Genomic DNA, 24,608 nt, shown 5'->3' with positions numbered 1-24,608 from the left:
CTCAAGATGAGATGTCCCATTCGAAAGAAGTAAACCCCCTTGAAGACGACGAGGTAGATAGGGCAGGGGTGGAAGTGCAGTAATGCACGGAGCTGACTGTTACTAATAGGGTGAGGGCTTGACCAAGAAATGAGAAAGGCGGTTGCAAAGTGGCTGCCAGACTCACGCAGAGGTAAAATGATTCCATTAGGATGTAACATGTATGTAGTTTTGAAGGTACAGAACGGAAACGGTAGCCGGTTGGTTATCGTTTTTTTTGTGTGTAGGTTCCTATTGCAAAATTTTCTCCTTTGTTTACATTTACCTATTGCATTATTTGAAAATATGTAGTAACTTAGTATCTACCACGCTGTAATCACAGAACAAATATTCTGTTTTACAGTTTGGAAATGAAGGGGGAAATCGATAAATGGAAAACACAGTAACTAAGCCTGGATTCCGGAAGAAATTTCTGGGAGATAAGGCCTTTTACAAAATGGTACTTGCAATTGCAATACCCATTATGATACAGAATGGTATCACTAATTTTGTCAGTCTTCTGGACAATATTATGATCGGAAGGATTGGCACAGAGCAGATGTCAGGGGCAGCCATTGTAAATCAGCTTCTTTTTGTATATAATCTTTGTCTGTTTGGAGGCGTGTCCGGTGCTGGAATTTTTACAGCTCAGTACGCAGGCCAGAAGGATCATGAAGGTGTGCGCCAGACATTTCGCTACAAATTATGGCTGGTAATTGCGCTCACAATTATAACAATATTGATTTTAATGTGCTCAGGAGAAAACCTGATCGGCATGTATCTGAAAGGCGAAGGAAGTGCAGCTGCGCTGGAGGCTACGAGCAGATATGGAATGCAGTATTTGTGGATCATGTTTATTGGATTGCCGCCATTTATGATCAGTCAGGCATACTCCAGTACCCTTCGCGAATGCGGAGAGACTGTTCAGCCTATGAAGGCGGGAGTTACTGCAGTACTTGTGAATCTTGTATTCAACTATCTTCTTATTTATGGTAAATTTGGCTTTCCAGAGCTGGGAGTACAAGGAGCCGCTATTGCGACTGTTCTTTCCCGCTATGTGGAGGCTGCAATTATAATTATATGGTCACATACCCACACAGAGAAAATGCCTTTTGCCAAAGGTCTTTACAGTACTCTGAAGGTACCAGCTAATTTAACAAAGAAGATTTTGATCAAAGGAACTCCGTTGCTGCTTAATGAGACTCTCTGGGCAGCCGGAATGGCAATTCTTACCCAGTGCTATTCTATTCGGGGATTAAACGTAGTAGCTGCACAGAATATTGCAAATACCATTAATAATGTTTTTAATGTCGTATTCATCGCTTTGGGAGACTCTGTTGCCATTGTAGTGGGACAGCTATTAGGCGCGGGAAATATGAAGAAGGCCAGAGATACAGATAATAAGATGATTGCATTTTCTGTTATGTGCTGCACTGGAGTGGCATTAGTCATGCTGACTGTCGCACCATTTTTCCCAAAGCTGTATAACACCAATCTGGATGCGCAGGAACTGGCGAAATACTTTATTATGATCATGGCAATTTTTATGCCGCAGAACGCATTCCTGCATGCTTCATATTTTACCTTGCGTTCCGGTGGAAAAACGATCATTACATTTTTATTTGACAGTGTATTTGTGTGGTGTGTTAGTGTACCAATTGCGTATTGCCTCAGTCGCTTCACAGGTTTACACGTGTTGGCTGTTTTTGCCATGGTACAGGTGGGAGATATTTTGAAGTGTATTGTGGGGTTTGTGCTGGTTAAGAAAGGTGTATGGATGCAGAATATTGTTTCCGGAAAATAGGCGTGGAATGCTTGATAATTATTTTTCAAATAGAGTTTTTTGTTAACCGAATGACTTATCAGGAGCGTGTTTGAAAAAGGCTTTTTCAAATGCGTTCTAAGAAAAAATGCTTTTAATTTATTCAAACAGCAGTTCAGAAGCTGCGTAAATAAATTAAAAGCATTTTTATTATCCATGGGTATTTTAAAGAGAAAGCAGTTCCCCTGTCCGTGTCACATTATATCCGGTCTGTCCCTGAAGAATCGTTCGGAAATCTTCAGACCGTACAATTTCAAGAAGAGCAGAGAATCCAGGCTGGGAAAGGGCTTCCGTTTCCATGACCAGATACATAGGAAGTGTCTGAAGCGGAATAAAATCCAGAAGTCCGGACTGGTGTGCTGCGTATTCTTCTCCAAGAGCTGAATCTGCCTTGTGCGTAGCAATAGCTGCGGCAGTGGAAATATCAGATACCAGTTCAGTATGGTAACCAGATATGCTGGCTGGCGAAATTTTTTCTGAGAAAAGAAACTGGTCCAGGTAAATCCGTGGTGTACTTCCTTTTTCTCGATTGGCAATCTTTATGTCTTTACAGGCGAAATCCATCAGACTTGAAAGCTTCAAAGGGTTTCCAGAAGGAACATAAAGCCCTATGGAATACTCATAAAGGCATAAAAGAGAAAGCTGTACACCTGGGACAAGGCTGCGGATATGTTCCAGATCCAGACTTGCACATGCTATGTGAGCCTTTTTGAAATAAAGAGAATACAGGCTGTTGTAGCTGTTCATAAAGGATTGAAGGACTGGAATCCCCTGAGGGTGAATGGACATCTGGCTGATCAGAAGTTCGAGAGCCGGGGAAAACTGTCCGCAAAGGATCAGTCCGCTGGAGTGGAGAAGATAATCCCTCTTCAAAAGGGAACTTTCTGGAGGAAGTTCCGGAATCTGCAGATTTCCGTTAAGGGTACTGGCAGAAGAAACCGCGTTCTGATCTGGCATGTTATTGCCGGAACCGGAACGCTCCAGGTATTGTTTCAGCTGCTGCTCGCTGATGCGAAGCTGTTTTCCTACTTTAGAAGAATATAATTCTCCACGTTTGATCAATTCATAAACCGTGGTCTTCTTAATTTGAAGCTTGTCTGCAATTTCCTGAGCAGTATAAAGTTTATTCATCAATTCCCACCATAACGTTGGTTGCCTTAATGACTGCGTAAGCGTCAGAGCCAACTTCAAGTCCAAGTTCTTCTACAGCTGCACAGGAAATAGTAGCTGTGATAATGTTGCCGCCTCCGATATCAATTGTGACGATGGAGTTAACGGCTCCCTTATTGATATTGATAACTTTTCCTTTTAACTGATTGCGTGCACTTAATTTCATATTTAAATCCTCTTTTCATTATTTATTACAAAATTCCTGAACGACAGCCGTGTATTCATTATGTCTATATGCTGAATGGAAGGTTATCAGACAGACCGGAACATATGAGCAGGTAGGTGGTTTGCCAGGAGTATGACCGCGTTCCGTAGCTGAGAAGTAGCTAAATTTTGTATTTATCATTGGTAGTATTTAAATATCATAGCATGTTGGAAAGAAAATAACAAGGAGTGTTTCGTTGGAGAAAAAATGAAAAATAAAAAAATTTGTGTGAACTAATAAAAATTGTACAAACAATGCAGGTTCAAATTGACATGTCAAATAAAGTTAAGTATAATGAATAAAACTAAACAAAACGCAACAAAACATAACAAAAATGGAGGGCGTGAAATGAAAAAAAGAGTTTTTGCAGCACTTATGGCTGGTGTTATGGGAACTATGATGTTTGGAACTACTTTCGTATCTGCTGAAGCAGAGACTCCGGAACTGAAAGGTGAGGTTTATGCATTTATTGCAGCCAGCCTGAATAATGCTATGGAAGAAATTCAGAAGAATTTTAATGAGACTTATCCGGATGTTGAGATTCTTTATAATGCGGACAGTTCAGGAACTTTGCAGACTCAGATTGAGGAAGGCGCCCGCTGCGATATTTTCTTCTCAGCAGCTACGAAACAGATGGATGCATTGGTTGACGAGGGACTTGCTGACAAGGATTCTGTAGTGGATCTTCTCGAGAATAAAGTTGTTCTCATTAAACCAAAGGATGGGGAAACCAAGGTAACCGGATTTGAGAACATCACAGATGCTGCAAACCTTGCCCTTGCCGGAGAGGACGTTCCGGTTGGACAGTATTCCCGCGAGATTTTTGATAATCTCGGAATTACAGATGAAGTAAACAAGATGGAGATCAACGAAGGTAAGAACGTTACCGATGTACTTGCATCTGTAAGTGAGGGCAGCAATGAAGTTGGTATCGTATATGCTACGGATGCGGCTTCTGTGGCAGATTCTGTTGATATTATTGCAGAGGCACCGGAGGGAAGCCTTAAAACACCTGTACTTTACCCTGTTGGAATGGTAGAAGATAAAGAAGCAAGTGATGATGATAAAGCAGCAGCAGAAGCATTTCTTGAGTACATTCAGTCTGATGAGGCTCTTGAAGTATTTGAGAAATATGGATTTGCAGCTTATGTAAATGATGAGAAAACGGATGACACGGCAGCTGCTGAAAAGACAGCAGAGCCGACAAAAGAAGCATCTGAAGATACTGCAGAATAAAGGATAATAATATGGGAGAATTTCTCAGTGAAATAAACTGGAGTCCTTTATGGATTTCTTTGAAAACCGGTGTGGCAGCAACTATATTTGCTTTTTTTCTGGGAGTATTCTGTGCAAGGAAGATCATGAAACTGAAACCGGGAGCCCGGGCAGTGCTGGATGGGATTCTGACAATGCCTCTTGTTCTGCCGCCTACAGTAGCTGGATTCTGCCTGCTTTTGCTTTTTAGTCTGAAAAGACCTTTCGGAAGCTTTCTGCTGGACAATTTTGACATTAAAGTAGTTCAGACATGGACCGGATGTGTGATCGCAGCTTCTGTGATCGCATTTCCACTGATGTATCGAAATGCCAGGGCGGCTTTTGAGCAGGTGGATGTGAATCTGATCTATGCAGGAAGAACTCTGGGAATGAGTGAAGGCCGGATATTCTGGAAGGTAATTATGCCTGCAGCAGGACCTGGAATTGCTTCCGGTACTGTACTGGCTTTTGCCCGTGCCATTGGGGAATATGGAGCAACCTCCATGCTTGCCGGCAATATCCTTGGAAAGACAAGAACGGTTTCTGTTGCAATTGCATCAGAGACTGCAGCTGGAAATTATGATATGGCAGGTTTCTGGGTCATAGTGATCATATTGATCTCATTTCTGGTGGTTGCGGCAATTAATATTGTTTCCGGCAGAGGAATGCAGACCAGAAGGTGGATATAATGGCGATTGAACTTGATATTCAGAAAAATTTTAAAGGTTTTTCCCTGGATGTAAAGCTGAAGGGGCAGGCTGGAACTATAGGGATCCTGGGAGCTTCCGGAAGCGGAAAGAGCATGACTCTTCGCAGTATTGCCGGAATTGAGACTCCGGATTCCGGAAGGATCATTATTAACGGGAAGACTGTTTTTGATTCTGAGGCAAAAATTAATTTAAAGCCTCAGGAGAGAAGAGTTGGATACCTGTTTCAGAACTATGCCCTTTTCCCAACTATGACCGTAGAAAAGAATATTGCCTGCGGGTATCGAGGGGGAAAAAGTGAGCTTTCACAGAAGGTTGCAGATTACATAAAGAGGTATCATCTGGAGGGATTGGAGAAGCATTTTCCGTCGCAGCTTTCTGGCGGTCAGCAGCAGCGGGTGGCTCTTGCGCGTATGATGATCGGAGAGCCGGAGGTGATTCTTCTGGATGAACCTTTTTCTGCGCTGGATGGGTATCTGAAGGACATTTTGCAGCGTGATATGCAGAATTTTTTGAAAGATTACAAAGGCGATATGATCATGGTAACTCACAGCAGGGATGAGGCATATAAGTTCTGTAGTCAGCTGACCCTGTTGAATAATGGAAAAGATATTCTTACTGGTGAGACCAGGGATATTTTCGAAAATCCTCAGTATCTGGAGGCTGCAAGGCTGACTGGATGTAAAAATTTTTCTGCGGTGCAGAAGATGGGCAGCCATGAAGTTTATGCATTGGATTGGGAGCTTATGCTTCGTTCAGAACAGGAAGTGACAGAGGATATTACCCATGTTGGAATCCGGGGACATTGGATGAGGCCGGCAGATGAGGCTGGTGAGAATACCATGGAAGTGCAGGTTGAGGAGTATATTGAAAATACTTTTGAGCATCAATATCTGTTTCGTAATAAAGGGGCTGCAGAAAGCGGCACTTTGTGGTGGATGTGCCAGAAAAAGAATTTCCAGGAAACTGCAAAGGACAATATCCCAAAGTATCTGTATTTTCCACCAGAGCATGTGATGTTGCTGAAGAAATAAAATAAGGTGGTTCTGAATGAATAATAAAGGAATATGAGACAGCATGGAATGGTGTGCGGTTTCATATTCCTTATTTTGTATTGCGAAGTCTGTAGAAGACGGGTAGTAGAAGAAAGTCTTTATTTCAGATATGCTTTAGAACCTTTTTTAAACAAGCTCTGATGCTGCGATAAAAAAACGCCGGAAACCTTGAATTACAAGATTTCTGACGCTTAAGAGCAGGGGATGAGAGAATCGAACTCCCACCAAAGGTTTTGGAGACCCCTATCATACCATTTGACCAATCCCCTATGTTTTGCTTCTGTTGCAATTATACATACAAAAGGAACAGTTGTCAAGGCAAAATTAATAAAATTTGCACGAAATCAACTATAAAACGGAGATGGAGGGATTTGAACCCTCGCACCGGTTGCCCGGCCTACCGCATTTCGAGTGCGGACCCTTCAGCCACTTGGGTACATCTCCATGACATTCTCCATTATATCGGGGGATTGGATAAAGGTCAATCTTTTTTTTATTGACGTAAAAAGAATAGTGTAATAATATGAAAGGAAAGCAAAATACGAGGAGACCAGTTATGAGTGACAAAAAGACATCCATAGAGAATGCAGTAGAGCGTCTGACTGCCAATTACCGTAGAGAAGAGTTGTTTCTGACAAAGAGCGGAAGACATCTGCCAGTCCGTGCAGCAATTATTGATATTGTGAAAGAAATGAGATCAGTTATTTTTCCGGGATATTTCGATATTGATTCGGGAGCAGCTGTTTTTCCGGAACATTATACCGGATATCTGCTCAATGACCTGTTTGACCGTATGCAGGCGCAGATTGAGACGGCTTTTCTGTATGTTGGTGATGATATGACCAGTGCATGCGGCAAGGCAGCACAGGTAACCTCCAGATTTTTTGAGCAGCTTCCGGAAGTGCAGGAGATGCTGCTGAAAGATGTGCAGGCTGGTTTTGACGGTGATCCGGCTGCGAAGAGTAAAGAGGAGATTATTTTCTCCTATCCGGGATTTCTGGCAATTTATGTGTATCGTCTGGCACACATCCTTTATCTGGAGGAGGTTCCGTTTATCCCAAGGATTATGACAGAGTATGCTCATGACCATACAGGAATCGATATCAACCCAGGTGCTACGATTGGGGAATATTTCTTTATTGACCATGGTACTGGCGTAGTAATCGGTGAAACGACTACTATTGGAAATAATGTGAAGCTGTATCAGGGGGTTACCCTTGGCGCTCTTTCTACAAGAAAAGGACAGCAGCTTTCTGGTGTGAAGCGTCATCCTACTATTGAAGATAATGTGACCATTTATTCCAATTCTTCTGTACTTGGTGGAGAAACTGTGATCGGGGAGAATACGATCATCGGCGGAAACACATTTATTACAGAATCAATTCCTGCAAACTCCAAGGTAAGTGCAAAGAGTCCGGAGCTGGTGATCAAGAAACCGCGTACACATGTGGAAGCTTCCAATGTCTGGGATTGGGAAAATTAAGGGAATAAAGTGAAAATGGCAGTTAATGGAGCTGGCACGGTGGTGTTTTAGGAAATATCATTTCTGGAAAAACAGAAAACCGCAGTGTGAAGCTGGTAACATGCATCGCTGTGAATGTGATAAACTGTGTAACTGCTGACTGCTCCAGAGCATGTTTGAAAAATCATTCTCGCAATCTGCACGCCTCACTTTGTGATATATTTCGTCCGAATTCGGTCTACGTAGCTCGCTACGGCGCCCACATCCGAACAAAATCGCCCGCAAATTGTGGCGCACATCTTGCAGAAAGCCTTTTTCAAACACGCTCTGGAAAACTTTCATGAAAAATATTTCTATCATATTTTAAAAATATAAATGCTCTAACAGACAAGCAATATTGCATTAATCTTAGAAACAAAAGAAAAAATTAAAAAATTTCAAAAAAGTTGTTGACAAATATTCCAACATCAGATATACTAATCTTCGTTGTGACGGACAAGCACAAATGTGCGGGTGTAGTTCAATGGTAGAACACCAGCCTTCCAAGCTGGATACGTGGGTTCGATTCCCATCACCCGCTTATGCGATAGTGGCGTAGTTGGTAACGCGCGACCTTGCCAAGGTCGAGACCGCGGGTTCGAGCCCCGTCTATCGCTCTTCTGACAAATGTCAGGTAAACACATCTGAATATGATGTGCGGGTGTAGTTCAATGGTAGAACACCAGCCTTCCAAGCTGGATACGTGGGTTCGATTCCCATCACCCGCTTGTGCGATAGTGGCGTAGTTGGTAACGCGCGACCTTGCCAAGGTCGAGACCGCGGGTTCGAGCCCCGTCTATCGCTCTTTAAAAGCCAGGAATTAAGTTTCCTGGCTTTTTTTAACTTATGACGCATTATTTTCATTGGAGCAGAGCGTTCCATAGAAACTGAGCAGATACAGACCCGAAAGTCCGACCAGTGCGTAAATGATTCTGGAGATCCAGCTCATACTTCCAAAAAGGAAAGCTACCAGATTAAAGTTGAAGAACCCGATCAGTCCCCAGTTGACGGCACCGATTATCGTAAGAGTCAGACAGAAACAATTTAAAAATTTATTTTCCATAAGTCACCATCCTTTCGTAACTATAGTGTCTCTTTTTATCATGGGAATTATACGAAAAAGCCTGGATAAAATATGGTAAAAAATAGATTTTTAGCTGCAAAAAACAGGGAGCTGTCTGAAACTGTAAAGAGAGGCATAAAAAATACGCGAAAGCCTTAAACGGAACTTTCGCGTATAAAAGATTTCATTGTGCTTTCCATATGGTGATGTGCTGGTTGCTTCTTTTACTGGAGATTTAATGTCTGTGCTGCTGTAATTCCAGTATCCAGACCAAATGCGTCTGAAGCATGCAAGGTAACCTGGCTCATATCATTAAGGGAAAAAGCCTGACATACATTTACCGTTTCTCCAGGCTGGATTTCTTTCATAAATGCATCAACAGCCTCATCACTGTTTGCCGGAATAGCTGCTTCAAGAGCCGCATCATTCTGATAAGCGGTAAGATTTACATCTACCATAGCACTGGAAGAACTTTCTCCGTTATTTGTGTAGTCGTAGTAGACGAGAAGACAGGGCTCACCGCCAAAGTCTGTGGAAACTACATTTCTGGTATAGTGGATAGAGAAACGCTGGTTGGAAAGATCAATGGTTCCAGCGGATGTGGCCGGCGTCTGGTCTGCAGAATCAGCTGGACCATCGGTTCCCTCCGCTGTGGAATCGGAAGCCGCCAGTGTCTGGCTGATCTCATCTTCTACACTTTTGAAATTAGCGGACATGATCTTTACCGTTTCCTCATCAAGAGCCGTAACCTTCCATTGGCCGTTTACTTTGATCATAGGATAAACAATGTCTGTTTCACTGAATTTGTCTTCCAGGCTGGAGGCTTTTTCTATTAAAATAGCAGCAAGCTTGTCCTGGGTTTCCTGTTCTGTAAGATTTTCTCCGGAAAAGGCGCTGGAAACGATCTGACGAAGGAATTCGGTTACAGTTTCACGGTAGATGTCAGATCCGTCTACATAGCGGATCCGCGCAGTGACTTCTGCAGTGCCGTCTTGAAAACTGAAACGTGTCTTTGTGATCTTCCAGGTCATTTTGGCGTTGATGGATTTGAAGAAGCTTTCGTAGGTGGCGTTTCGCACATCTGCATTGTCAAGAGCGGAAAGATCGGCGCTCTGGAGCATACTTTCCATTGTGTCGAAATCAAGGCTCTGGATGCCGGTAAGATATTTATCCAATTCTTTGGCTGGCTGGCTGCGTTCGTAGAAATAGTAGCCAATGGCTGCGCCGGCGACAAGGATAAGAATAAGCAGAAGCAGAATGCGTCCGGCCTTTCCTTTTCTTTTTTTCTTCGGAACAGGGTGTTCATCTGGCATATTTAGTTGTTTTTCTTCCATGTTTCCTCCTTGTTAGGTTTAGAGCCTGTTTGAAAAATCATTCCCACAATCTGCACGTCCCACTTTGCGGTATATTTCGCCCGAATTCGGCCTGCGTAGCCCACTAAGGCGCCCTCATCCAGACAAAATTTCCCACAAATTGTGACGCACATCTTGCAGAAAGCCTTTTTCAAACATGCTCTGGCGATGTCTATGCTATTATAATTTCATAAATTGACCGTCTGTAAAAAATTTCACATATAAATCTGTGTGACATCTTTTTTATTATAGTATACTCTTGGAAGAGTGTCAAAGTATTTACAGAGTGTTACTGCTCACTTCGTTCACAGTAACCAGTAACTTTACGGATACCGGGTATTTATGTTAAGATAATAAAAAAGAAGAAAGGCGGAAAAACTATGGGTGCAAAGTATGAAGCTTATATAGAATCAGAGGCGGATGGACTTGATATTTCCGTTCTGGCAGTGGTTCCGGATGAGACACCGTACAAAGGAATCCTGCAGCTTGTTCATGGGATGAGCGAATACAAGGAGCGCTATCTTCCCTTTATGGAATACATGGCTAAAAAAGGCTATGTATGCGTGATCCACGATCACCGTGGCCATGGGAAAAGTGTGCGGGCGCTGGATGACCTGGGATATATGTATGGCGGCGGCGCGGATGCGATCCTCAAGGATATTGAGGTGGTGAACCGGGAAATGCACCAGCAGCTTCCGGATCTGCCATTGATCTTATTCGGGCATAGTATGGGTTCGCTGGCCGTGCGCGCTTTTGCAAGAGATCATGATGACTGCATGGACATGCTGATCGTTTGTGGTTCTCCAAGCAAGAATGGGGCAAGATCTCTTGGAGAAGCAATTGCCCATATGGAAAGTGCTGTGTTTGGACCAGCCCACAAGAGTAAAGTTATCGAAACCCTTTCCTTTGCCGGAAATGTGATGCGCTTCCGCAAGGACAAAAACTGTACTTCCTGGATCTGTGCCAATAAGGCAGCAGCTCAGGAATACTCCGATTCTGAACTTTGTGGCTTTACGTTTACAGATGATGGCTATCTGGCACTTTTTGAGCTGATGAAGCGTGCTTACGACGTAAAGCACTGGCACTGCACCAGACCGAAAATGCCCGTGCTTTTTGTCAGTGGTTCTGATGATCCCTGTATGATCAACGTGCGTCATTTTGCAAAAGCAGTGCAGGATATGCGGCGCGCTGGTTATGTAGACGTGAAAGGCAAGCTGTATCCGGGAATGCGCCACGAAATTCTGAACGAGACAGACCGGAAGAGGGTTTATCACGACATTGCCTTTTATATAAAGAAAAAGGGCTTTTGAGAAAAGACGTCCATTATGCATAAGATGCTCTATTTTGCACATACTCACAGAAATACAGTGTGAAATGGAGAACTATATGAGAAAAAAAGGCTGGATTCTGCTGCTGGTTCTTCTGGGTGTGGCTTTTCTTATGAGCTGCAGCAAAGATACGGAGCCGGATGAGACAAAAGGGGAACTGGTAAGAATTGAGAGAGAAGGATGCCAATCTGGTATCCTTCTTTTTTGAACTAAAAAATAGATTAGTTTTATATAGATTGCAGAAATGATTTTTGAAACAGGCTCCCAAGTCTTTTTTAAACATGCTGTAGTGTTATGACAAACAATCTGCGCTTGTGAAACAAACAAATGTCCTTGTACAAAATACACAAAAAATACACCATAATAGCACTGAAAAATAGTACAAGCTTAAAAAAATGCATTGTCACCGTTCTAAAGTTTAAAATGTTACTTGAATAAAGCGAATTGAAATGCTATAATTTTTTTTACATATTATAAAAATGAACTCTGGTCAGAAATCAATCTGATATGGGTGTGGCGTTTTTGACGGCATCTCTCATAAAGGAAACCGAAATAAATGTTTTCGACCGGAAAAAATAAGGAGGAAAAATGGGAAAGTATTTTGCAAAAAGACTTGGAATGGCAATTCTGACTATCTTTCTGGTAGCCTGTCTTACCTTCCTGCTGATGAATGCTGTACCTGGAAGCCCATGGCTCAGTGAAAAAACACCTTCCGAGACCACACTGGCTGCGCTGAATGCCAAATATGGACTGGATAAGCCGGTCTATGTACAGTTGTTTATGTATCTGAAAAATATTCTTCACGGTGACTTCGGTGTATCACTTAAGATGCAGAAGAACCGTGCAGTTCTTGACATTATCGTGGATATGTTCCCGGTATCTGCCAAGGTAGGTGCACTTGCACTTGCATGGGCGATTCTGGTGGGTGTACCTCTTGGCTGTCTTGCCGCATTTAAGAGAGGCAAGCTGACAGACAGCATTCTTCGTGTGATCTGTACACTTGGAATCTCCATGCCAAGCTTCGTTGTGGCATCTGTTCTTCTGGTAACCCTGACCGGAAACAATGCACTGAATCTGTTTCCGTCTATTTTTGATCCGTCGCAGGGATGGCGCGCCTATGTACTGCCATGCTTTGCCCTGGGCTTTTACCCAATGTGCTATACAGCACGTCAGACACGTTCTGCCATGCTGGATTCCTTAAGCCAGGAGTACATTAAGACAGCCCGCGCCAAAGGTCTGAAGAACAAAAAGATTATTTTCAAGCATGCTCTTAGAAATGCACTGATTCCGGTTATTACATACTTAGGACCGCAGGTGGCCTTTACTCTTTGTGGTGGTTTTGTTGTAGAGAGTGTATTCTCAATTCCAGGACTTGGACGTTACTTCGTACAGTCCATCCAGAACCGTGATTATCCGGTTATTATGGGAACTACCATTTTCCTGGCAGCATTTATTATTCTGATGAACCTGGTTGTAGACCTCCTTTATAAGGTTGCTGACCCGAGAATCAGCCTTGCGAAAGGAGGAGAATGATCGTGGCAGAAGATAAGAAGATTAAGAAATGTCCGGTGAGTCTTCAGCCGGATATTGAGAACCTCCTTCAGGATTTAAGTCCGGATGATTTTGCATCTGCGTCCAGACAGGAGAAGGATGATTTTATTCAGGATCGCCAGAGTGTTTCCTACTGGAAAGATGCCTGGAGAAGATTAAAGAAAAATGTGGTGGCTATGGTTGCACTTGGTGTGATCGTATTCCTGTTTTTATTTGCCTTTGTGGGCCCGCTTCTGATCCCATATGGTTATGACGAGTTTAACAAAGGTGCTGAGAACCTTTATCCCTATCACTACACACTGGAGGACACCCAGCGTGTGAACGACGAGATCGCTTCCAGAACCCAGTCCGATGTAGTGGATGTAGATGAAATGATCGCCCAGGCGAAAGCAGAAGCTGAGAAAAAGGGCGAGAAATTTACAAAGAAAGATGAAGCAGTTATCCGTGCAAAAGCAAAAGTCGCTGCAAAACCTTCAGAAGATTCTTCTGAGGAGCAGAGCGTAGATGAGGATTCCATCCGCAAGGAGCTTGGAATCAAGAAGCATATTTTCGGTTATTCCCAGGCAGAGCTTGAGCGCAAGGCAAATGGGGAAAAAGTATTCCCTCATGTATTTGGTACTGACATGTATGGCCGTGATATTCTGGTCCGTGTTATGTATGGTGCCCGTGTTTCCATGTCTGTCGGCGTATTCGCAGCTATCCTGGTACTGGTGATCGGCGCCCTTTATGGTGCTATTTCCGGTTACTGTGGCGGCAAGGTGGACGCAGTGATGCAGCGTATTGTTGAACTTATTTATGCAGTTCCGGAGATGCTGGTTGTCCTTTTGATCGCAACTGCACTGAAACCAATCCTTACTGACTATGTGAATTCATCAGGAACCAGTCCTATGAAATCCTTTGTCAATGTACTTGGACCGAACCTGATCTCCATGTTTATTGCATTTGGTCTGTTATACTGGGTTACCATGAGTCGTATTATCCGTGGCCAGGTACTTCAGCTGAAACAGCAGGAATATGTAACCGCAGCAAGAGCACTTGGTGCATCTGGCGGCAGAATCATCCGCCGTCATCTGCTTCCAAACTGTATCGGACAGATCGTTGTTACTACCTGCCTGCAGATACCGTCTGCAATTTTCCTGGAATCCTTCTTATCCTACCTTGGAGTTGGTGTTTCTGCACCTCTTCCAAGCCTTGGATCCATGGCAACAGACGCACTTAGCGGTATGTACACTTATACTTACAGACTGATCGTACCTTCCGTGATCCTGAGCATTATGATCCTTGCATTCAACCTGTTTGGCGATGGACTTCGCGATGCTCTTGATCCGAAGCTGAAGAAATAAGAGAGGAGGAGAACAATGTCTGAACAGAAAAATAAATTGCTGGAAGTAAAAGACCTGAAAGTCTCCTTCTTTACCCCGGCCGGCGAGGTAAAAGCCGTTGGCGGTATCTCCTATGACCTTGATTATGGCGAAGTTATGGGAGTTGTTGGAGAATCTGGTTCTGGAAAGAGCCAGGAGGCATATTCTATTATGGGGCTTCTTCAGTCCCCAGGTAAAGTTATCGGAGGCTCCATTACCTTCGAGGGAAAAGATGTCCTTTCTTTTTCCAAGGAAGAGATGACTGCGTTCCGCGGAAACAAAGTAGCTATGATTTTCCAGAATCCCATGACCTGTCTGAATCCGGTTTACACCATCGGAAATCAGCTTGTGGAAGCTCTTCGTGCCCATGATAAGAAAATCAGCAAAGAAGAAGCCCAGAAACGTGCCATGGAAATGATGGAACTGGTTGGAATCAATAATGTGGAGAAGCGTATGAAACAGTATCCACACGAGTTTTCCGGCGGTATGCGACAGCGTGTCATGATCGCTATGGGACTGATCTGCCATCCGCAGCTTCTGATCGCAGATGAGCCGACCACAGCCCTTGATGTTACCATTCAGGCACAGATCCTTGACTTGATGAAGGATCTTCAGAAAAAGACCGGAATGGGAATCATTTTCATCACACACAACCTTGGTGTTGTGGCAGATATCTGTGACAAGGTATCCGTTATGTATGCAGGTAAAATTGTGGAGCAGGGACCTGTAGATGACATTTTCTACGAGCCTGCACATCCATATACAAAGGGTCTTCTTCGTTCCATGCCCCGTGTTGATGCCGAGAGCTATGAAAGACTGATCCCAATCGAGGGAACCCCGGTTGATATGCTGAATCCGCCGGAAGGATGTCCGTTTGCTCCACGTTGTGAGCATTGCATGAAGATCTGTCTGAAGAAAATGCCTCCTTACGTGGAAGTGGGCGAGAAACATCGTTCCGCCTGCTGGCTTCGGGTTCAGGAGCTTATGAACAAGGAGGAGAAATAAATGGCAGAAGAAAAGAAGCTTCTTGAAATTGAGAATTTACGAAAATATTTTCCGGTAAATGGCATAAAAGGTCCGGGGGTACAGGCTGTACAGGATGTTTCCCTTTATATCAAAAAAGGTGAAACACTCGGTCTTGTAGGAGAGTCCGGATGTGGAAAGACCACACTGGGAAGAACGATTCTTCGCCTTTATGAGCCAACCGGAGGAAAGATTATTTATGATGGCGAAACCATTTACGACAATCCTCTGGATAAAGACGGCAAACCTCTTGGAAAAGCCAAAGCTGCCAAAATGCTTCCCTACAGAAGAAAAATGCAGATCATTTTCCAGGATCCGTCCGCTTCCCTGGATCCTCGAATGACAGTTGGTGAGATCATTGGAGAGGCCATTGATATCCACAAGCTTGCAGCGAGTAAGAAAGACCGCGCTGACATGATCAAAGAGCTGCTGGCGCAGGTTGGATTAAATACAGAGCATGCAAACCGTTATCCACATGAGTTTTCCGGCGGTCAGCAGCAGCGTGTTGGTATTGCCCGCGCCCTTGCAGTAAAACCGGAGTTCATCGTCTGTGACGAGCCGATTTCCGCATTGGATGTTTCTATCCAGTCACAGGTGGTAAACATGCTGGAGGACATGCAGGAGCAGATGGGTCTGACTTATCTGTTCATTGCCCATGATCTTTCCGTTGTCCGTCATATTTCCAACAGAATCGGTGTTATGTATCTTGGCTCTCTTGTTGAGTTGGGCGAGAGCTATGAGCTGAACAGACATCCGATCCATCCATATACACAGACCCTGCTTTCCGCAGTTCCGGTTCCGGATCCAAAGCTGAGCCGGACAAGAAAGCGTATTATTCTGGAAGGAGACGTGCCAAGTCCTATGAATCCGCCAAGCGGATGCCGTTTCCACACCAGATGTCCATATGCCACTGAAAAGTGCAGCCAGGTAACTCCTGTGTTCAGAGAGCATGAGCCGGGCCACTGGGCAGCCTGCCATTTGCTGGACAAATAAAGAAAGTTTAGGTATTTCGTTCTTCTTCACGGAAGAGCTGATGAATACAAGCGTCGATTCTCATCTCTCATGCGGCGCAAAAAAGCATAAAGGAGGAAATGTAATGAGAAGAAAATTTATGTCTATGGCACTGACTGCAGCTATGGTATTAAGCATGGCAGCAACTCCTGTATTCGCCGAGGATACAGCATCTGACGAAGGATTCAATCTGAACCTTTGTATCGCATCTGAACCACAGACAATTGACCCTGCACTGAACTCTGCAGTTGATGGAGCTATCATGTGCAACCATATGTTCGAAGGTCTGGCTAAATGGGTAAATGATGGTGAAGGAAATGCTGTCACAGCTCCTGGACAGGCTGAGTCCTGGGAAAAGGCCGAGAACGAAGATGGTACAGTTACTTACACTGTTAAACTTCGTGACGGAATCAAATGGTCTGATGGACAGGCTGTAACAGCTGGTGACTTCGTTTATGCATGGCAGCGTCTAGCAAATCCTGAGACAGCAGCAGATTACTGCTACATGATCGATATGGTAAAAGGATATGACGCAGTTGCTGACGGAAGTGCGGATCCAAGCACTCTTGGAATTACAGCAGTTGATGATCAGACTCTTCAGATCGATCTTACCTATGACTGCCCGTATTTCGAAGAAATCATGGCATTCCCGGCAACCTTCCCGGTTCGTCAGGATATGGTAGAGAGCAGTGACAACTGGACATTTGATCCAAGCACATACATTGGCAATGGACCATACAAAATGACAGAGTGGTCTCACAATGCTTACATCTCCATGGAGAAAAACGAGAACTACTATGACTATGAGAATCTTGGACCGGATACTATCAAGTTTACACTTCTTGATGACAACAACGCAATGCTCAAAGGTTACAACAACGGAGAGCTTGATTTCATCGAGAACCTTCCTGTAGACGAGATCCCGACCTACCTTGCTTCTGGCGAGCTTGAGATTGGTGACTATCTTGGAACCTACTATGTATGCTTCAACACAGAGGACGAAGTTTTCTCTGACCCTAACATCCGTAAAGCGTTCTCACTTGTAATCGACCGTAACTACATCGTAGAGAACGTTTCTCAGGCTGGTGAGGTTCCGGCTGACGGATATGTACCGAACGGTGTAAATGATGCAGCTGGTGCTGGTAGTGATGACTTCCGTACAGTAGGCGGTTCTTACTACAGCATTTCCGATGAGGATTATGAGGCTAACTGCGAAGAGGCCCGTCAGCTTCTTGCAGACGCTGGTTATCCGAACGGCGAAGGCTTCCCGACTGTAGAGTATCTGTACAACACAGCTGATAACCACAAGAAGATCGGTGAGGCTCTTCAGAACATGTGGCAGACAGAGCTTGGTGTAACTGTTAACTTGAACAACCAGGATTGGAACGTATTCCTTCAGAACAGAAAAGATGGTAACTTCCAGATCGCCCGTAACGGCTGGATCGCAGACTACAACGATCCTTGCTCATTCCTGGATATGTGGTACACAGACGGCGGTAACAACGACGCTCAGTACTCTAACCCAGACTATGATGCAGCTATCGATGCAGCAAAAGCTACTTCTGATCCGGAAGAGCGTATGAAAGCATTCCACGAAGCTGAGGATATCCTCATTGGACAGGACAGCGTACTTGCTCCAATCTACTTCTATACACAGCCATATATGCTCAATCCAGACATTGACGGCATGTACTACACACCACTTGGATACTTCTTCTTCGGTTATACAAGTAAGAAATAATCAAGTTAAAAGAATATAAGTCTTTTGGTATTACTTAAATGTGATGCAGAAGAAAATGACAGGCATTCGGAATTTTTCCGGGTGCCTGTTTTTTTGAGCAGCAACGAAAGCAGGATAAAATTTGCGAAGCTGTTTTATTCTGTTGACCGATTATGCATGATAGCGGTATAATAAACAGATAATGGTTATTGAACCAGACAGGAGGAACATATGATGAGAGCCAGCGGTATTTTATTGCCTATATCCAGTATCCCTTCCAACTATGGAATCGGATGTTTTTCTAAAGAAGCTTACGCTTTTGTAGATCAGCTTGCAGAAGCGGGTCAGAAATACTGGCAGATCCTGCCACTTGGACCTACCGGATACGGGGATTCCCCTTACCAGTCTTTTTCCACATTTGCAGGAAATCCTTATTTCATTGATCTGGAGGAATTGATCCAGAGAGACCTTCTCACAGCAGCAGAATGTGCAGAATGTGACTGGGGCGGCAGCAAAAGCTATGTGGACTATGAGAAGGTTTATCTTTCCAGATTTTCCCTTCTTCGGAAGGCTTACAGACGTTTTTACCAGATGGATGGGAAAGAAAAGGAGCTTCAGCTGATCCGTGAGGAGATGGAAGCCTTTGAGAAAGAACAGGGCTTCTGGCTTGCAGATTATTGTCTTTATATGGCAATAAAGGACAGCCTGGAGGGAATTTCCTGGAATCAGTGGCCGGAGGACTTAAAGACACGTAAGCCGGAGACGCTTGCTAAGGCAAGAGAGGAGCTGAAGGAAGATATCAGCTTCTATGCCTTTCAGCAGTTCTGGTTCTACCGCCAGTGGAACCGGCTGAAGAAATATGCAAATGACAGAGGTATTAAGATCATCGGTGATCTTCCTATCTATGTGGCTTTTGATGGCGCAGATGCATGGGCGAACCCGGACCTGTTCCAGTTTGATGAGGAGGCTACACCGGTAGCAGTGGCAGGATGTCCTCCAGACGCTTTTTCTGCAACCGGTCAGCTGTGGGGAAATCCGCTTTATAATTGGGAATATCACAGAAAAACAGGCTATAACTGGTGGATTCTTCGTATGACTCACTGTATGAAGCTGTACGACAAGGTCCGGATCGATCATTTCCGCGGTTTTGACGAGTACTGGTCAGTTCCCTATGGAGATAAGACCGCTGAGAACGGAAAGTGGGAAAAAGGTCCTGGAATAGAATTGTTCGAGGTTCTGGAGGAGAAAATTAAGGATCTGGATGTGATCGCAGAGGATCTGGGATTTCTTACAGACAGTGTCAGGGAGCTTCTGGCAGAATCCGGATATCCGGGTATGAAGGTGCTTCAGTTTGCCTTTGATGAAAGCGGCGAGAGCGTATATCTTCCTTTCCGATATGATAAAAACTGCATTGTATACACTGGAACCCACGACAATGAGACTACGAAGGGCTGGCTTGGGAACCTTACCCAGTCCAACAGAGACTATGTGAACCAGTACACAGCCTGTGAGGATAAAGACACAGATGAATGTGTATGGGGGCTTATCCGGGCGGCACAGTCCTCAGTAGCAGAAGTGTGCGTAGTACCTTTGCAGGATTATCTCTGTCTTGGAAATGAAGCGAGAATGAATACGCCGTCTACTTTGGGAGACAACTGGAAATGGCGTCTTACAAGAGGTCAGCTTACGGATGAGATTATTCATAGAATTAACGCCATGACCAGATTATATGGACGAATCCAGGAGAATAAGAAGTAAGATGAAGAGATTGCTTAGATTTTTGAAGGGCTACGAAAAAGAAAGCTTTCTGGCTCCTTTGTTCAAAATGCTGGAGGCCACCTTTGAGCTGATCGTGCCTCTGGTTGTTGCCAGAATCATGGATATCGGCATTAAGAATCAGGACAATGTCTACATCTGGCACCAGTGTGTGATCATGGTACTGCTTGGAGTGATTGGCCTTGCATGCTCTCTGACTGCACAGTATTTTTCTGCAAAGGCAGCCATGGGATTCAGCACTGCCCTTCGCAAGGAGCTTTTTTTCCATATCAGCAGGCTTTCCTACAGAGAACTGGATATGCTTGGAACTCCTACCCTTGTGACAAGGATCACCAATGACGTGAATCAGGCACAGACTGGTGTGAACATGGTACTTCGTCTGTTCCTTCGTTCTCCTTTTATTGTTGTGGGTGCAGTGATCATGTCCTTTACCATTGATGTGAAGATTGGCCTGATCTTCCTGATTGCGGTTCCGGTGATCTCTATTGTAATTTACGGAATTATGCGCACAACAGTGCCAATTTACAAAAAGGCTCAATCATTTCTGGACAGAATTTCCCTGATCACCAGAGAGAATCATGTGGGTGCCAGAGTGGTAAGGGCTTTTGGAAGACAGCAGGAAGAATATAAAGAATTTTCAGAAGTAAACGACGATTACACCAATGTGCAGGTAAGAGCGGGAAAAATTTCCGCACTTCTGAATCCTGCTACTACGGTTATCATGAACTTTGCCATTATCGGAATCCTCTGGTATGGAAGCAGGGAAGTGTCTGTGGGTATTCTTACACAGGGGGAAGTGGTTGCCCTTGTAAACTATATGAACCAGATCCTGATCGCACTGATCGCTCTTGCAAACCTGATCGTGGCAGTGACAAAGGCTATGGCTTCCGGTGTGCGTCTGAATGAGGTGTTGGATACACAGCCGTCTCTCACGGATCAGGGCAGCAGTGTTCAAAAAGAGAATGCAGGCGCTGCAAGAGTTGTTTTTGAAGATGTGAGCTTTACCTATGCAGGCAGCAAGGAGCCGGCACTTTCCCATATTTCCTTTACGGCAAAACCAGGTGAGACCATCGGTATCATTGGTGGCACCGGATGTGGTAAATCCACTCTGGTAAATCTGATTCCACGCTTCTATGACGTAACTTCCGGTAATGTGGTAATTGATGGAAATAATGCAAAAGAATATCCATTTTCACAGCTTCGTAAAAAGGTGGGGATGGTACCACAACAGGCAGTTCTGTTTAAGGGAACCATCCGTGACAATATGAAATGGGGCAAAGAGGACGCTTCAGAAGAGGAAATCCAGCGGGCTCTTTCCATTGCGCAGGCAAGTGATTTTGTAAAAAGTAAGCCGGAGGGCTTAAATACCATGGTAAGTCAGGGCGGCGCCAATCTTTCCGGCGGACAGCGCCAGCGTCTTACCATAGCAAGAGCACTGGTGGGAGATCCGGAGATCTTGATCATGGATGACAGTGCTTCTGCCCTTGACTTTGCCACAGATGCGGCTCTTCGTCATGCCATTCATGAGCAGACAAAGGGAATGACTGTGTTTATCGTTTCCCAGAGAGCAACCTCCATCAAGCAGGCAGACAAGATTCTGGTCCTGGATGATGGTGAGCTGGCTGGTGTGGGAACACACAAAGAGCTTATGGAATCCTGTGAGGTCTACAGAGAAATCTGCCTGTCACAGCTTTCTGAACAGGAGGTGAACCGCTGATGGGAAAGAATAAAGAGACTATGAAGAGGGTACTTAGATTTATCAGCCCTTACAAAGCAAAAATTATCATTATGCTTCTGACAGCGCTTGTCACCGTTGGATTTACCCTGTATACACCCATTCTTATTGGTAACGGTGTAGATAATATCGTAGGTCCGGGAAATGTAAATGTAGCCGGACTTTTAAAGGTACTTGGAACTCTGGCTGTGATCGTTGTGGGAAATGCAGTTTCCCAGTGGGTGATGAACCTTCTTACCAACCAGGTTACCTACAGCGTGGTGCAGGATGTGCGAAGCCAGGCGTTTGCCCATCTTCAGGAGGTGCCGGTATCTTATATAGATGCCAATCAGCCAGGAGATATTTTAAGCCGTATTGTTTCTGATGTCAGCCAGTTTTCAGATGGTCTCCTTATGGGCTTTACCCAGCTGTTTACCGGTGTGCTGACCATCTTTGGAACCATTGGATTTATGCTTTCCATCAGTGTGAAGATTGCAGTGATCGTCATTTTGCTTACTCCGATTTCCCTGTTTGTGGCAAGCTTTATTGCAGGCAGAACCTTCCGCATGTTCCAGGAGCAGTCCGAGAAGAGAGCGGAGATGACTTCTATTGTGGAAGAGCTTGTTGGAAATCAGAAGATCGTGCAGGCTTTTTCCTATGAGGAGAGAGCCAATGAAAGATTTGGAAAAGTAAATGAGGAGCTTCGCGTCTGCGGAATCAAAGCGATTTTCTTTTCCTCTATTACAAACCCGTCCACACGTTTTGTAAATGGTCTTGTTTACACAGCAGTTGGAATTTTTGGTGCATTTACAGTAATTAAGGGCGGTATGACTGTGGGACAGTTGACCAGCTTCCTAAACTATGCAAATCAGTATACCAAGCCGTTTAATGAGATTTCCGGCGTTATCACAGAGCTGGAGAATGCGCTGGCATGTGCAAAACGTCTCTTTGACTTTATTGATACACCGGCACAAGAGCCAGATGCGCCAGATGCTTCGGAGCTGGAGAAAGCAGATGGCCGTGTAAGCGTGGAGAATGTTTCCTTTTCTTACAGAAAAGAAGTTCCGCTTCTTACTGATATTTCCATTGACGTAAAACCTGGACAGCGGATCGCTATCGTCGGACCTACCGGATGCGGTAAGACCACTATGATCAACCTTCTTATGAGATTCTATGATGTAGATAAGGGTCAGATTAAGGTAAGCGGTTATCCGGTAAGAGAGCTGACAAGAGACAGCCTGAGACGAAACTTTGGTATGGTGCTTCAGGAGACCTGGCTGAAGGCAGGAACCATCCGCGAGAACATTGCCTATGGAAAGCCGGATGCGACTTTGGAAGAGGTTATGGAGGCAGCTAAGCATGCACATGCCCACAGTTTTATCAAGCGTATGCCAAATGGCTATGACACCGTGATTTCAGAGGGCGGTGGAAATATTTCCCAGGGACAGAAGCAGCTTCTTTGCATTGCAAGGGTTATGCTGATGCACCCGACTATGCTGATCCTGGATGAGGCCACTTCTTCCATTGATACCCGTACTGAGGTGAAGGTGCAGAAGGCTTTTGCAGAGTTGATGGAAGGAAGAACCAGCTTTATTGTAGCACATCGTCTTTCCACTATTCAGGAGGCAGATCTGATTCTGGTCATGAAGGATGGAAATATTATCGAGCAGGGCAGACATGAGGAATTGCTGGCGAAGAAGGGCTTCTATGCGAATCTGTATGAGAGTCAGTTTGCTATTTCATAAGGGGGATGAATATGGAAAATAAGAATCTGGAAGAGACTGATGTAAATGAGAAGCAGAAAGCCAGAAATGGGAAGTCTGCTATGCCTATGAGAACCTGCCTGGTTATGATTCTGGCAGGGGTTTATGTGGCTTATCTGGGTGTTTCTCTTTGCCAGAATGTAATAAATGGTGCTGAGGGCAGCAGTCCTGGCTTTATGGTTGCGGGAGTGATTTTTATTGTGCTTGGCGTGGCTTTCGTGATCAATGGAATCCGCGGCAGCATAAAGGCTGGCAAGATTCAGAAGGAGTCGAATGCAGAAAGTGAAGCACAGGCTTCTGAGACAGAAATTTCAAGGACAGTTGAATCTAAAATGGAAAGTACTTCATCCTTGAATAAGAAAATGTCTATTGCTGACCGCGCTAATCTGGTTAGCCAGTTAGGGGATGCGACAGAGGATGAAGAATAGAGAGTATTGTTTTTTGAAAAGAAATTGATATATTAGATAGTGTTAATATATGTATGAAAAATGAGTGGTGTAGTTATTTCGAGAACGATGTACTAGTTTGCAGACCGGGCGGTTACTTTTGCGTTTTATGATTATAACAGCACGAAATTACGAATACAATACTAAATATAAAAAAATAAACAGACTTCCGAATGAGTGATAATCAATCAGAAGTCTGTTTTTTTGTTGAAATACACGCTCTAGCGCCGTTTCCTGCGCCTGCGTTTCCCGCTTGGGTTATGTAGAGTGGACCAGCAGAATGCCTGCACCAACAGGATTCCCGCTGTGACTCCGATGCTGTCGATTCCCACATCACGTACAGAAGGTCCGCGGTCTGCCACAAAGGACTGGTGGTATTCATCAAAGCCTGCGAAGCCTACGCATATGGCGCCTGCCAGCAGGATCAGCCAGATACCTCTTACTCCGTAAACATAAAGTGGGAAAGAAATGGCAATGGCAAGCAGACAGTACTCTGTCATGTGAGCTGCTTTTCGCACATAAAATTCGATGGAGCTGGCAGAATAGGCGAGCTCGTCATAAGTTTTGTTTTCGTTGAGAACTTCATTCTTGGTTTCCACAATCTGGTAGCTGACTTCATAGCTTAGGGCTCCGGACACCTCCCCTGTCTGGGCTGAAAATGAATAGATCAGATACATCATCAGAATTGCAGGAAGAAAAGAAAGAGGTTTCAGTAAATGGATTAAAATTTTCTTCATGGGGTTTACTATAACACGGGAAAATAAGATT

22 protein-coding genes, 6 tRNA genes, 1 rRNA gene and 1 pseudogene are annotated in these 24,608 nt (G+C 44.4%); 22 read left to right on the top strand and 8 right to left on the bottom strand.

The features are described from left to right. Together I2D69_RS06050 and I2D69_RS06045 are read left to right on the top strand one after the other, a co-directional pair. Nucleotides 1-126: ribosomal RNA gene (locus tag I2D69_RS06050) — 23S ribosomal RNA — on the top strand; the annotation flags it as partial. Nucleotides 127-409: 283 nt separating this feature from the next. Beyond that, nucleotides 410-1,822, top strand: coding sequence for an MATE family efflux transporter (locus I2D69_RS06045; protein WP_243243768.1), 1,413 nt, complete (start codon nt 410-412; stop codon nt 1,820-1,822). 183 nt (nt 1,823-2,005) lie between these two features. On the opposite strand, the gene I2D69_RS06040 is transcribed toward I2D69_RS06045, so the two are convergent. Together I2D69_RS06040 and I2D69_RS06035 are read right to left on the bottom strand one after the other, a co-directional pair. Beyond that, entirely contained in the window at nt 2,006-2,971 is a 966-nt protein-coding gene (locus I2D69_RS06040) for a helix-turn-helix transcriptional regulator (protein WP_195379547.1), read from the bottom strand. After that, a complete protein-coding gene (locus tag I2D69_RS06035; RefSeq protein WP_118579240.1) occupies nt 2,964-3,176 on the bottom strand; it encodes a TOBE domain-containing protein in 213 nt (70 codons plus the stop codon). The genes I2D69_RS06040 and I2D69_RS06035 overlap by 8 nt, the downstream gene beginning before the upstream one ends. A 387-nt stretch (nt 3,177-3,563) precedes the next feature. On the opposite strand from I2D69_RS06035, the gene modA reads away from it, so the two are divergent. The 3 genes from modA to I2D69_RS06020 are packed head-to-tail and all read left to right on the top strand — an operon-like array spanning nt 3,564 to nt 6,210. Beyond that, nucleotides 3,564-4,451 (top strand): molybdate ABC transporter substrate-binding protein, encoded by an 888-nt coding sequence (modA, locus tag I2D69_RS06030; protein ID WP_195379546.1) that lies wholly within the window; start codon nt 3,564-3,566, stop codon nt 4,449-4,451. Between the two features lie 11 nt (nt 4,452-4,462). Further along, the gene (gene modB, locus I2D69_RS06025) at nt 4,463-5,158 is read left to right on the top strand and encodes a molybdate ABC transporter permease subunit (protein ID WP_195379545.1); all 696 of its coding nucleotides are present in this window, start codon (nt 4,463-4,465) and stop codon (nt 5,156-5,158) included. Further along, complete coding sequence (locus I2D69_RS06020) at nt 5,158-6,210, top strand: ATP-binding cassette domain-containing protein (protein WP_195379544.1); 1,053 nt, start codon at nt 5,158-5,160, stop codon at nt 6,208-6,210. Before modB ends, I2D69_RS06020 begins: the two co-directional genes overlap by 1 nt. A 219-nt stretch (nt 6,211-6,429) precedes the next feature. On the opposite strand, the gene I2D69_RS06015 is transcribed toward I2D69_RS06020, so the two are convergent. Together I2D69_RS06015 and I2D69_RS06010 are read right to left on the bottom strand one after the other, a co-directional pair. Further along, nucleotides 6,430-6,500 (bottom strand) — tRNA-Trp (locus I2D69_RS06015). Between the two features lie 87 nt (nt 6,501-6,587). Next, nucleotides 6,588-6,675 (bottom strand) — tRNA-Ser (locus tag I2D69_RS06010). Nucleotides 6,676-6,787: 112 nt separating this feature from the next. Between I2D69_RS06010 and epsC the strand changes: the two genes are divergently transcribed. From epsC to I2D69_RS05985, 6 genes and pseudogenes are all read left to right on the top strand, one after another. Beyond that, nucleotides 6,788-7,714, top strand: a complete 927-nt coding sequence (gene epsC, locus I2D69_RS06005; protein ID WP_173735206.1) for a serine O-acetyltransferase EpsC — start codon at nt 6,788-6,790, stop codon at nt 7,712-7,714. A gap of 86 nt (nt 7,715-7,800) precedes the next feature. Next, a pseudogene (locus I2D69_RS20835) lies at nt 7,801-7,971 on the top strand (DUF6783 domain-containing protein); the annotation flags it as partial. Between the two features lie 231 nt (nt 7,972-8,202). After that, nucleotides 8,203-8,273: transfer RNA gene (locus I2D69_RS06000), tRNA-Gly, on the top strand. 3 nt (nt 8,274-8,276) lie between these two features. Next, nucleotides 8,277-8,349, top strand: a tRNA-Gly gene (locus tag I2D69_RS05995). A gap of 40 nt (nt 8,350-8,389) precedes the next feature. Beyond that, nucleotides 8,390-8,460, top strand: a tRNA-Gly gene (locus tag I2D69_RS05990). A gap of 3 nt (nt 8,461-8,463) precedes the next feature. Further along, nucleotides 8,464-8,536, top strand: a tRNA-Gly gene (locus I2D69_RS05985). 40 nt (nt 8,537-8,576) lie between these two features. Here I2D69_RS05985 and I2D69_RS05980 read toward each other — a convergent pair. The 3 genes from I2D69_RS05980 to I2D69_RS20830 all read right to left on the bottom strand — a co-directional run bounded on the left by I2D69_RS05980 (nt 8,577) and on the right by I2D69_RS20830 (nt 10,281). After that, nucleotides 8,577-8,795, bottom strand: a complete 219-nt coding sequence (locus I2D69_RS05980) for a DUF378 domain-containing protein (protein ID WP_187566227.1) — start codon at nt 8,793-8,795, stop codon at nt 8,577-8,579. A gap of 224 nt (nt 8,796-9,019) precedes the next feature. After that, nucleotides 9,020-10,129: a DUF5067 domain-containing protein gene (locus tag I2D69_RS05975; protein ID WP_227198878.1), complete on the bottom strand. Its 1,110-nt coding sequence runs from the start codon at nt 10,127-10,129 to the stop codon at nt 9,020-9,022. After that, nucleotides 10,111-10,281: a DUF6783 domain-containing protein gene (locus I2D69_RS20830; protein WP_319017811.1), complete on the bottom strand. Its 171-nt coding sequence runs from the start codon at nt 10,279-10,281 to the stop codon at nt 10,111-10,113. The genes I2D69_RS05975 and I2D69_RS20830 overlap by 19 nt, the downstream gene beginning before the upstream one ends. Before the next feature lie 246 nt (nt 10,282-10,527). On the opposite strand from I2D69_RS20830, the gene I2D69_RS05970 reads away from it, so the two are divergent. The 11 genes from I2D69_RS05970 (at nt 10,528) to I2D69_RS05920 (ending at nt 23,822) form a co-directional block, all read left to right on the top strand. After that, nucleotides 10,528-11,457, top strand: a complete 930-nt coding sequence (locus I2D69_RS05970; RefSeq protein ID WP_118579222.1) for an alpha/beta hydrolase — start codon at nt 10,528-10,530, stop codon at nt 11,455-11,457. Between the two features lie 76 nt (nt 11,458-11,533). Next, nucleotides 11,534-11,683, top strand: coding sequence for a hypothetical protein (locus tag I2D69_RS05965; protein WP_195379543.1), 150 nt, complete (start codon nt 11,534-11,536; stop codon nt 11,681-11,683). A gap of 380 nt (nt 11,684-12,063) precedes the next feature. Then, nucleotides 12,064-13,008, top strand: a complete 945-nt coding sequence (locus I2D69_RS05960; RefSeq protein ID WP_118579219.1) for an ABC transporter permease — start codon at nt 12,064-12,066, stop codon at nt 13,006-13,008. Nucleotides 13,009-13,010: 2 nt separating this feature from the next. Beyond that, complete coding sequence (locus I2D69_RS05955) at nt 13,011-14,369, top strand: ABC transporter permease (RefSeq protein ID WP_118579270.1); 1,359 nt, start codon at nt 13,011-13,013, stop codon at nt 14,367-14,369. Nucleotides 14,370-14,384: 15 nt separating this feature from the next. Then, nucleotides 14,385-15,392, top strand: coding sequence for an ABC transporter ATP-binding protein (locus I2D69_RS05950; protein ID WP_118579216.1), 1,008 nt, complete (start codon nt 14,385-14,387; stop codon nt 15,390-15,392). Then, on the top strand, nt 15,393-16,403 hold the full coding sequence (locus I2D69_RS05945; protein ID WP_118579213.1) for an oligopeptide/dipeptide ABC transporter ATP-binding protein: 1,011 nt from the start codon (nt 15,393-15,395) through the stop codon (nt 16,401-16,403). A 103-nt stretch (nt 16,404-16,506) separates the two neighbouring features. Further along, on the top strand, nt 16,507-18,162 hold the full coding sequence (locus I2D69_RS05940) for a peptide ABC transporter substrate-binding protein (RefSeq protein WP_118579210.1): 1,656 nt from the start codon (nt 16,507-16,509) through the stop codon (nt 18,160-18,162). A 213-nt stretch (nt 18,163-18,375) separates the two neighbouring features. After that, the gene (gene malQ / locus I2D69_RS05935) at nt 18,376-19,899 is read left to right on the top strand and encodes a 4-alpha-glucanotransferase (RefSeq protein WP_195379553.1); all 1,524 of its coding nucleotides are present in this window, start codon (nt 18,376-18,378) and stop codon (nt 19,897-19,899) included. Between the two features lies 1 nt (nt 19,900). Then, on the top strand, nt 19,901-21,634 hold the full coding sequence (locus I2D69_RS05930; protein WP_195379542.1) for an ABC transporter ATP-binding protein: 1,734 nt from the start codon (nt 19,901-19,903) through the stop codon (nt 21,632-21,634). Next, nucleotides 21,634-23,376, top strand: coding sequence for an ABC transporter ATP-binding protein (locus tag I2D69_RS05925; RefSeq protein ID WP_195379541.1), 1,743 nt, complete (start codon nt 21,634-21,636; stop codon nt 23,374-23,376). The genes I2D69_RS05930 and I2D69_RS05925 overlap by 1 nt, the downstream gene beginning before the upstream one ends. Before the next feature lie 11 nt (nt 23,377-23,387). Continuing rightward, nucleotides 23,388-23,822, top strand: coding sequence for a hypothetical protein (locus tag I2D69_RS05920; RefSeq protein ID WP_195379540.1), 435 nt, complete (start codon nt 23,388-23,390; stop codon nt 23,820-23,822). Nucleotides 23,823-24,061: 239 nt separating this feature from the next. On the opposite strand, the gene I2D69_RS05915 is transcribed toward I2D69_RS05920, so the two are convergent. After that, nucleotides 24,062-24,577, bottom strand: coding sequence for a VanZ family protein (locus I2D69_RS05915; RefSeq protein ID WP_118579198.1), 516 nt, complete (start codon nt 24,575-24,577; stop codon nt 24,062-24,064). Nucleotides 24,578-24,608: the final 31 nt, after the last annotated feature.

Origin of the sequence: Ruminococcus sp. D54t1_190329_F1 (genome assembly GCF_015551645.1) — a bacterium.
Classification (GTDB): domain Bacteria; phylum Bacillota; class Clostridia; order Lachnospirales; family Lachnospiraceae; genus Blautia_A; species Blautia_A faecis.
Note: the sequence above shows the minus strand (reverse complement) of the source record. Positions and strands in the feature narration are given on the sequence as shown.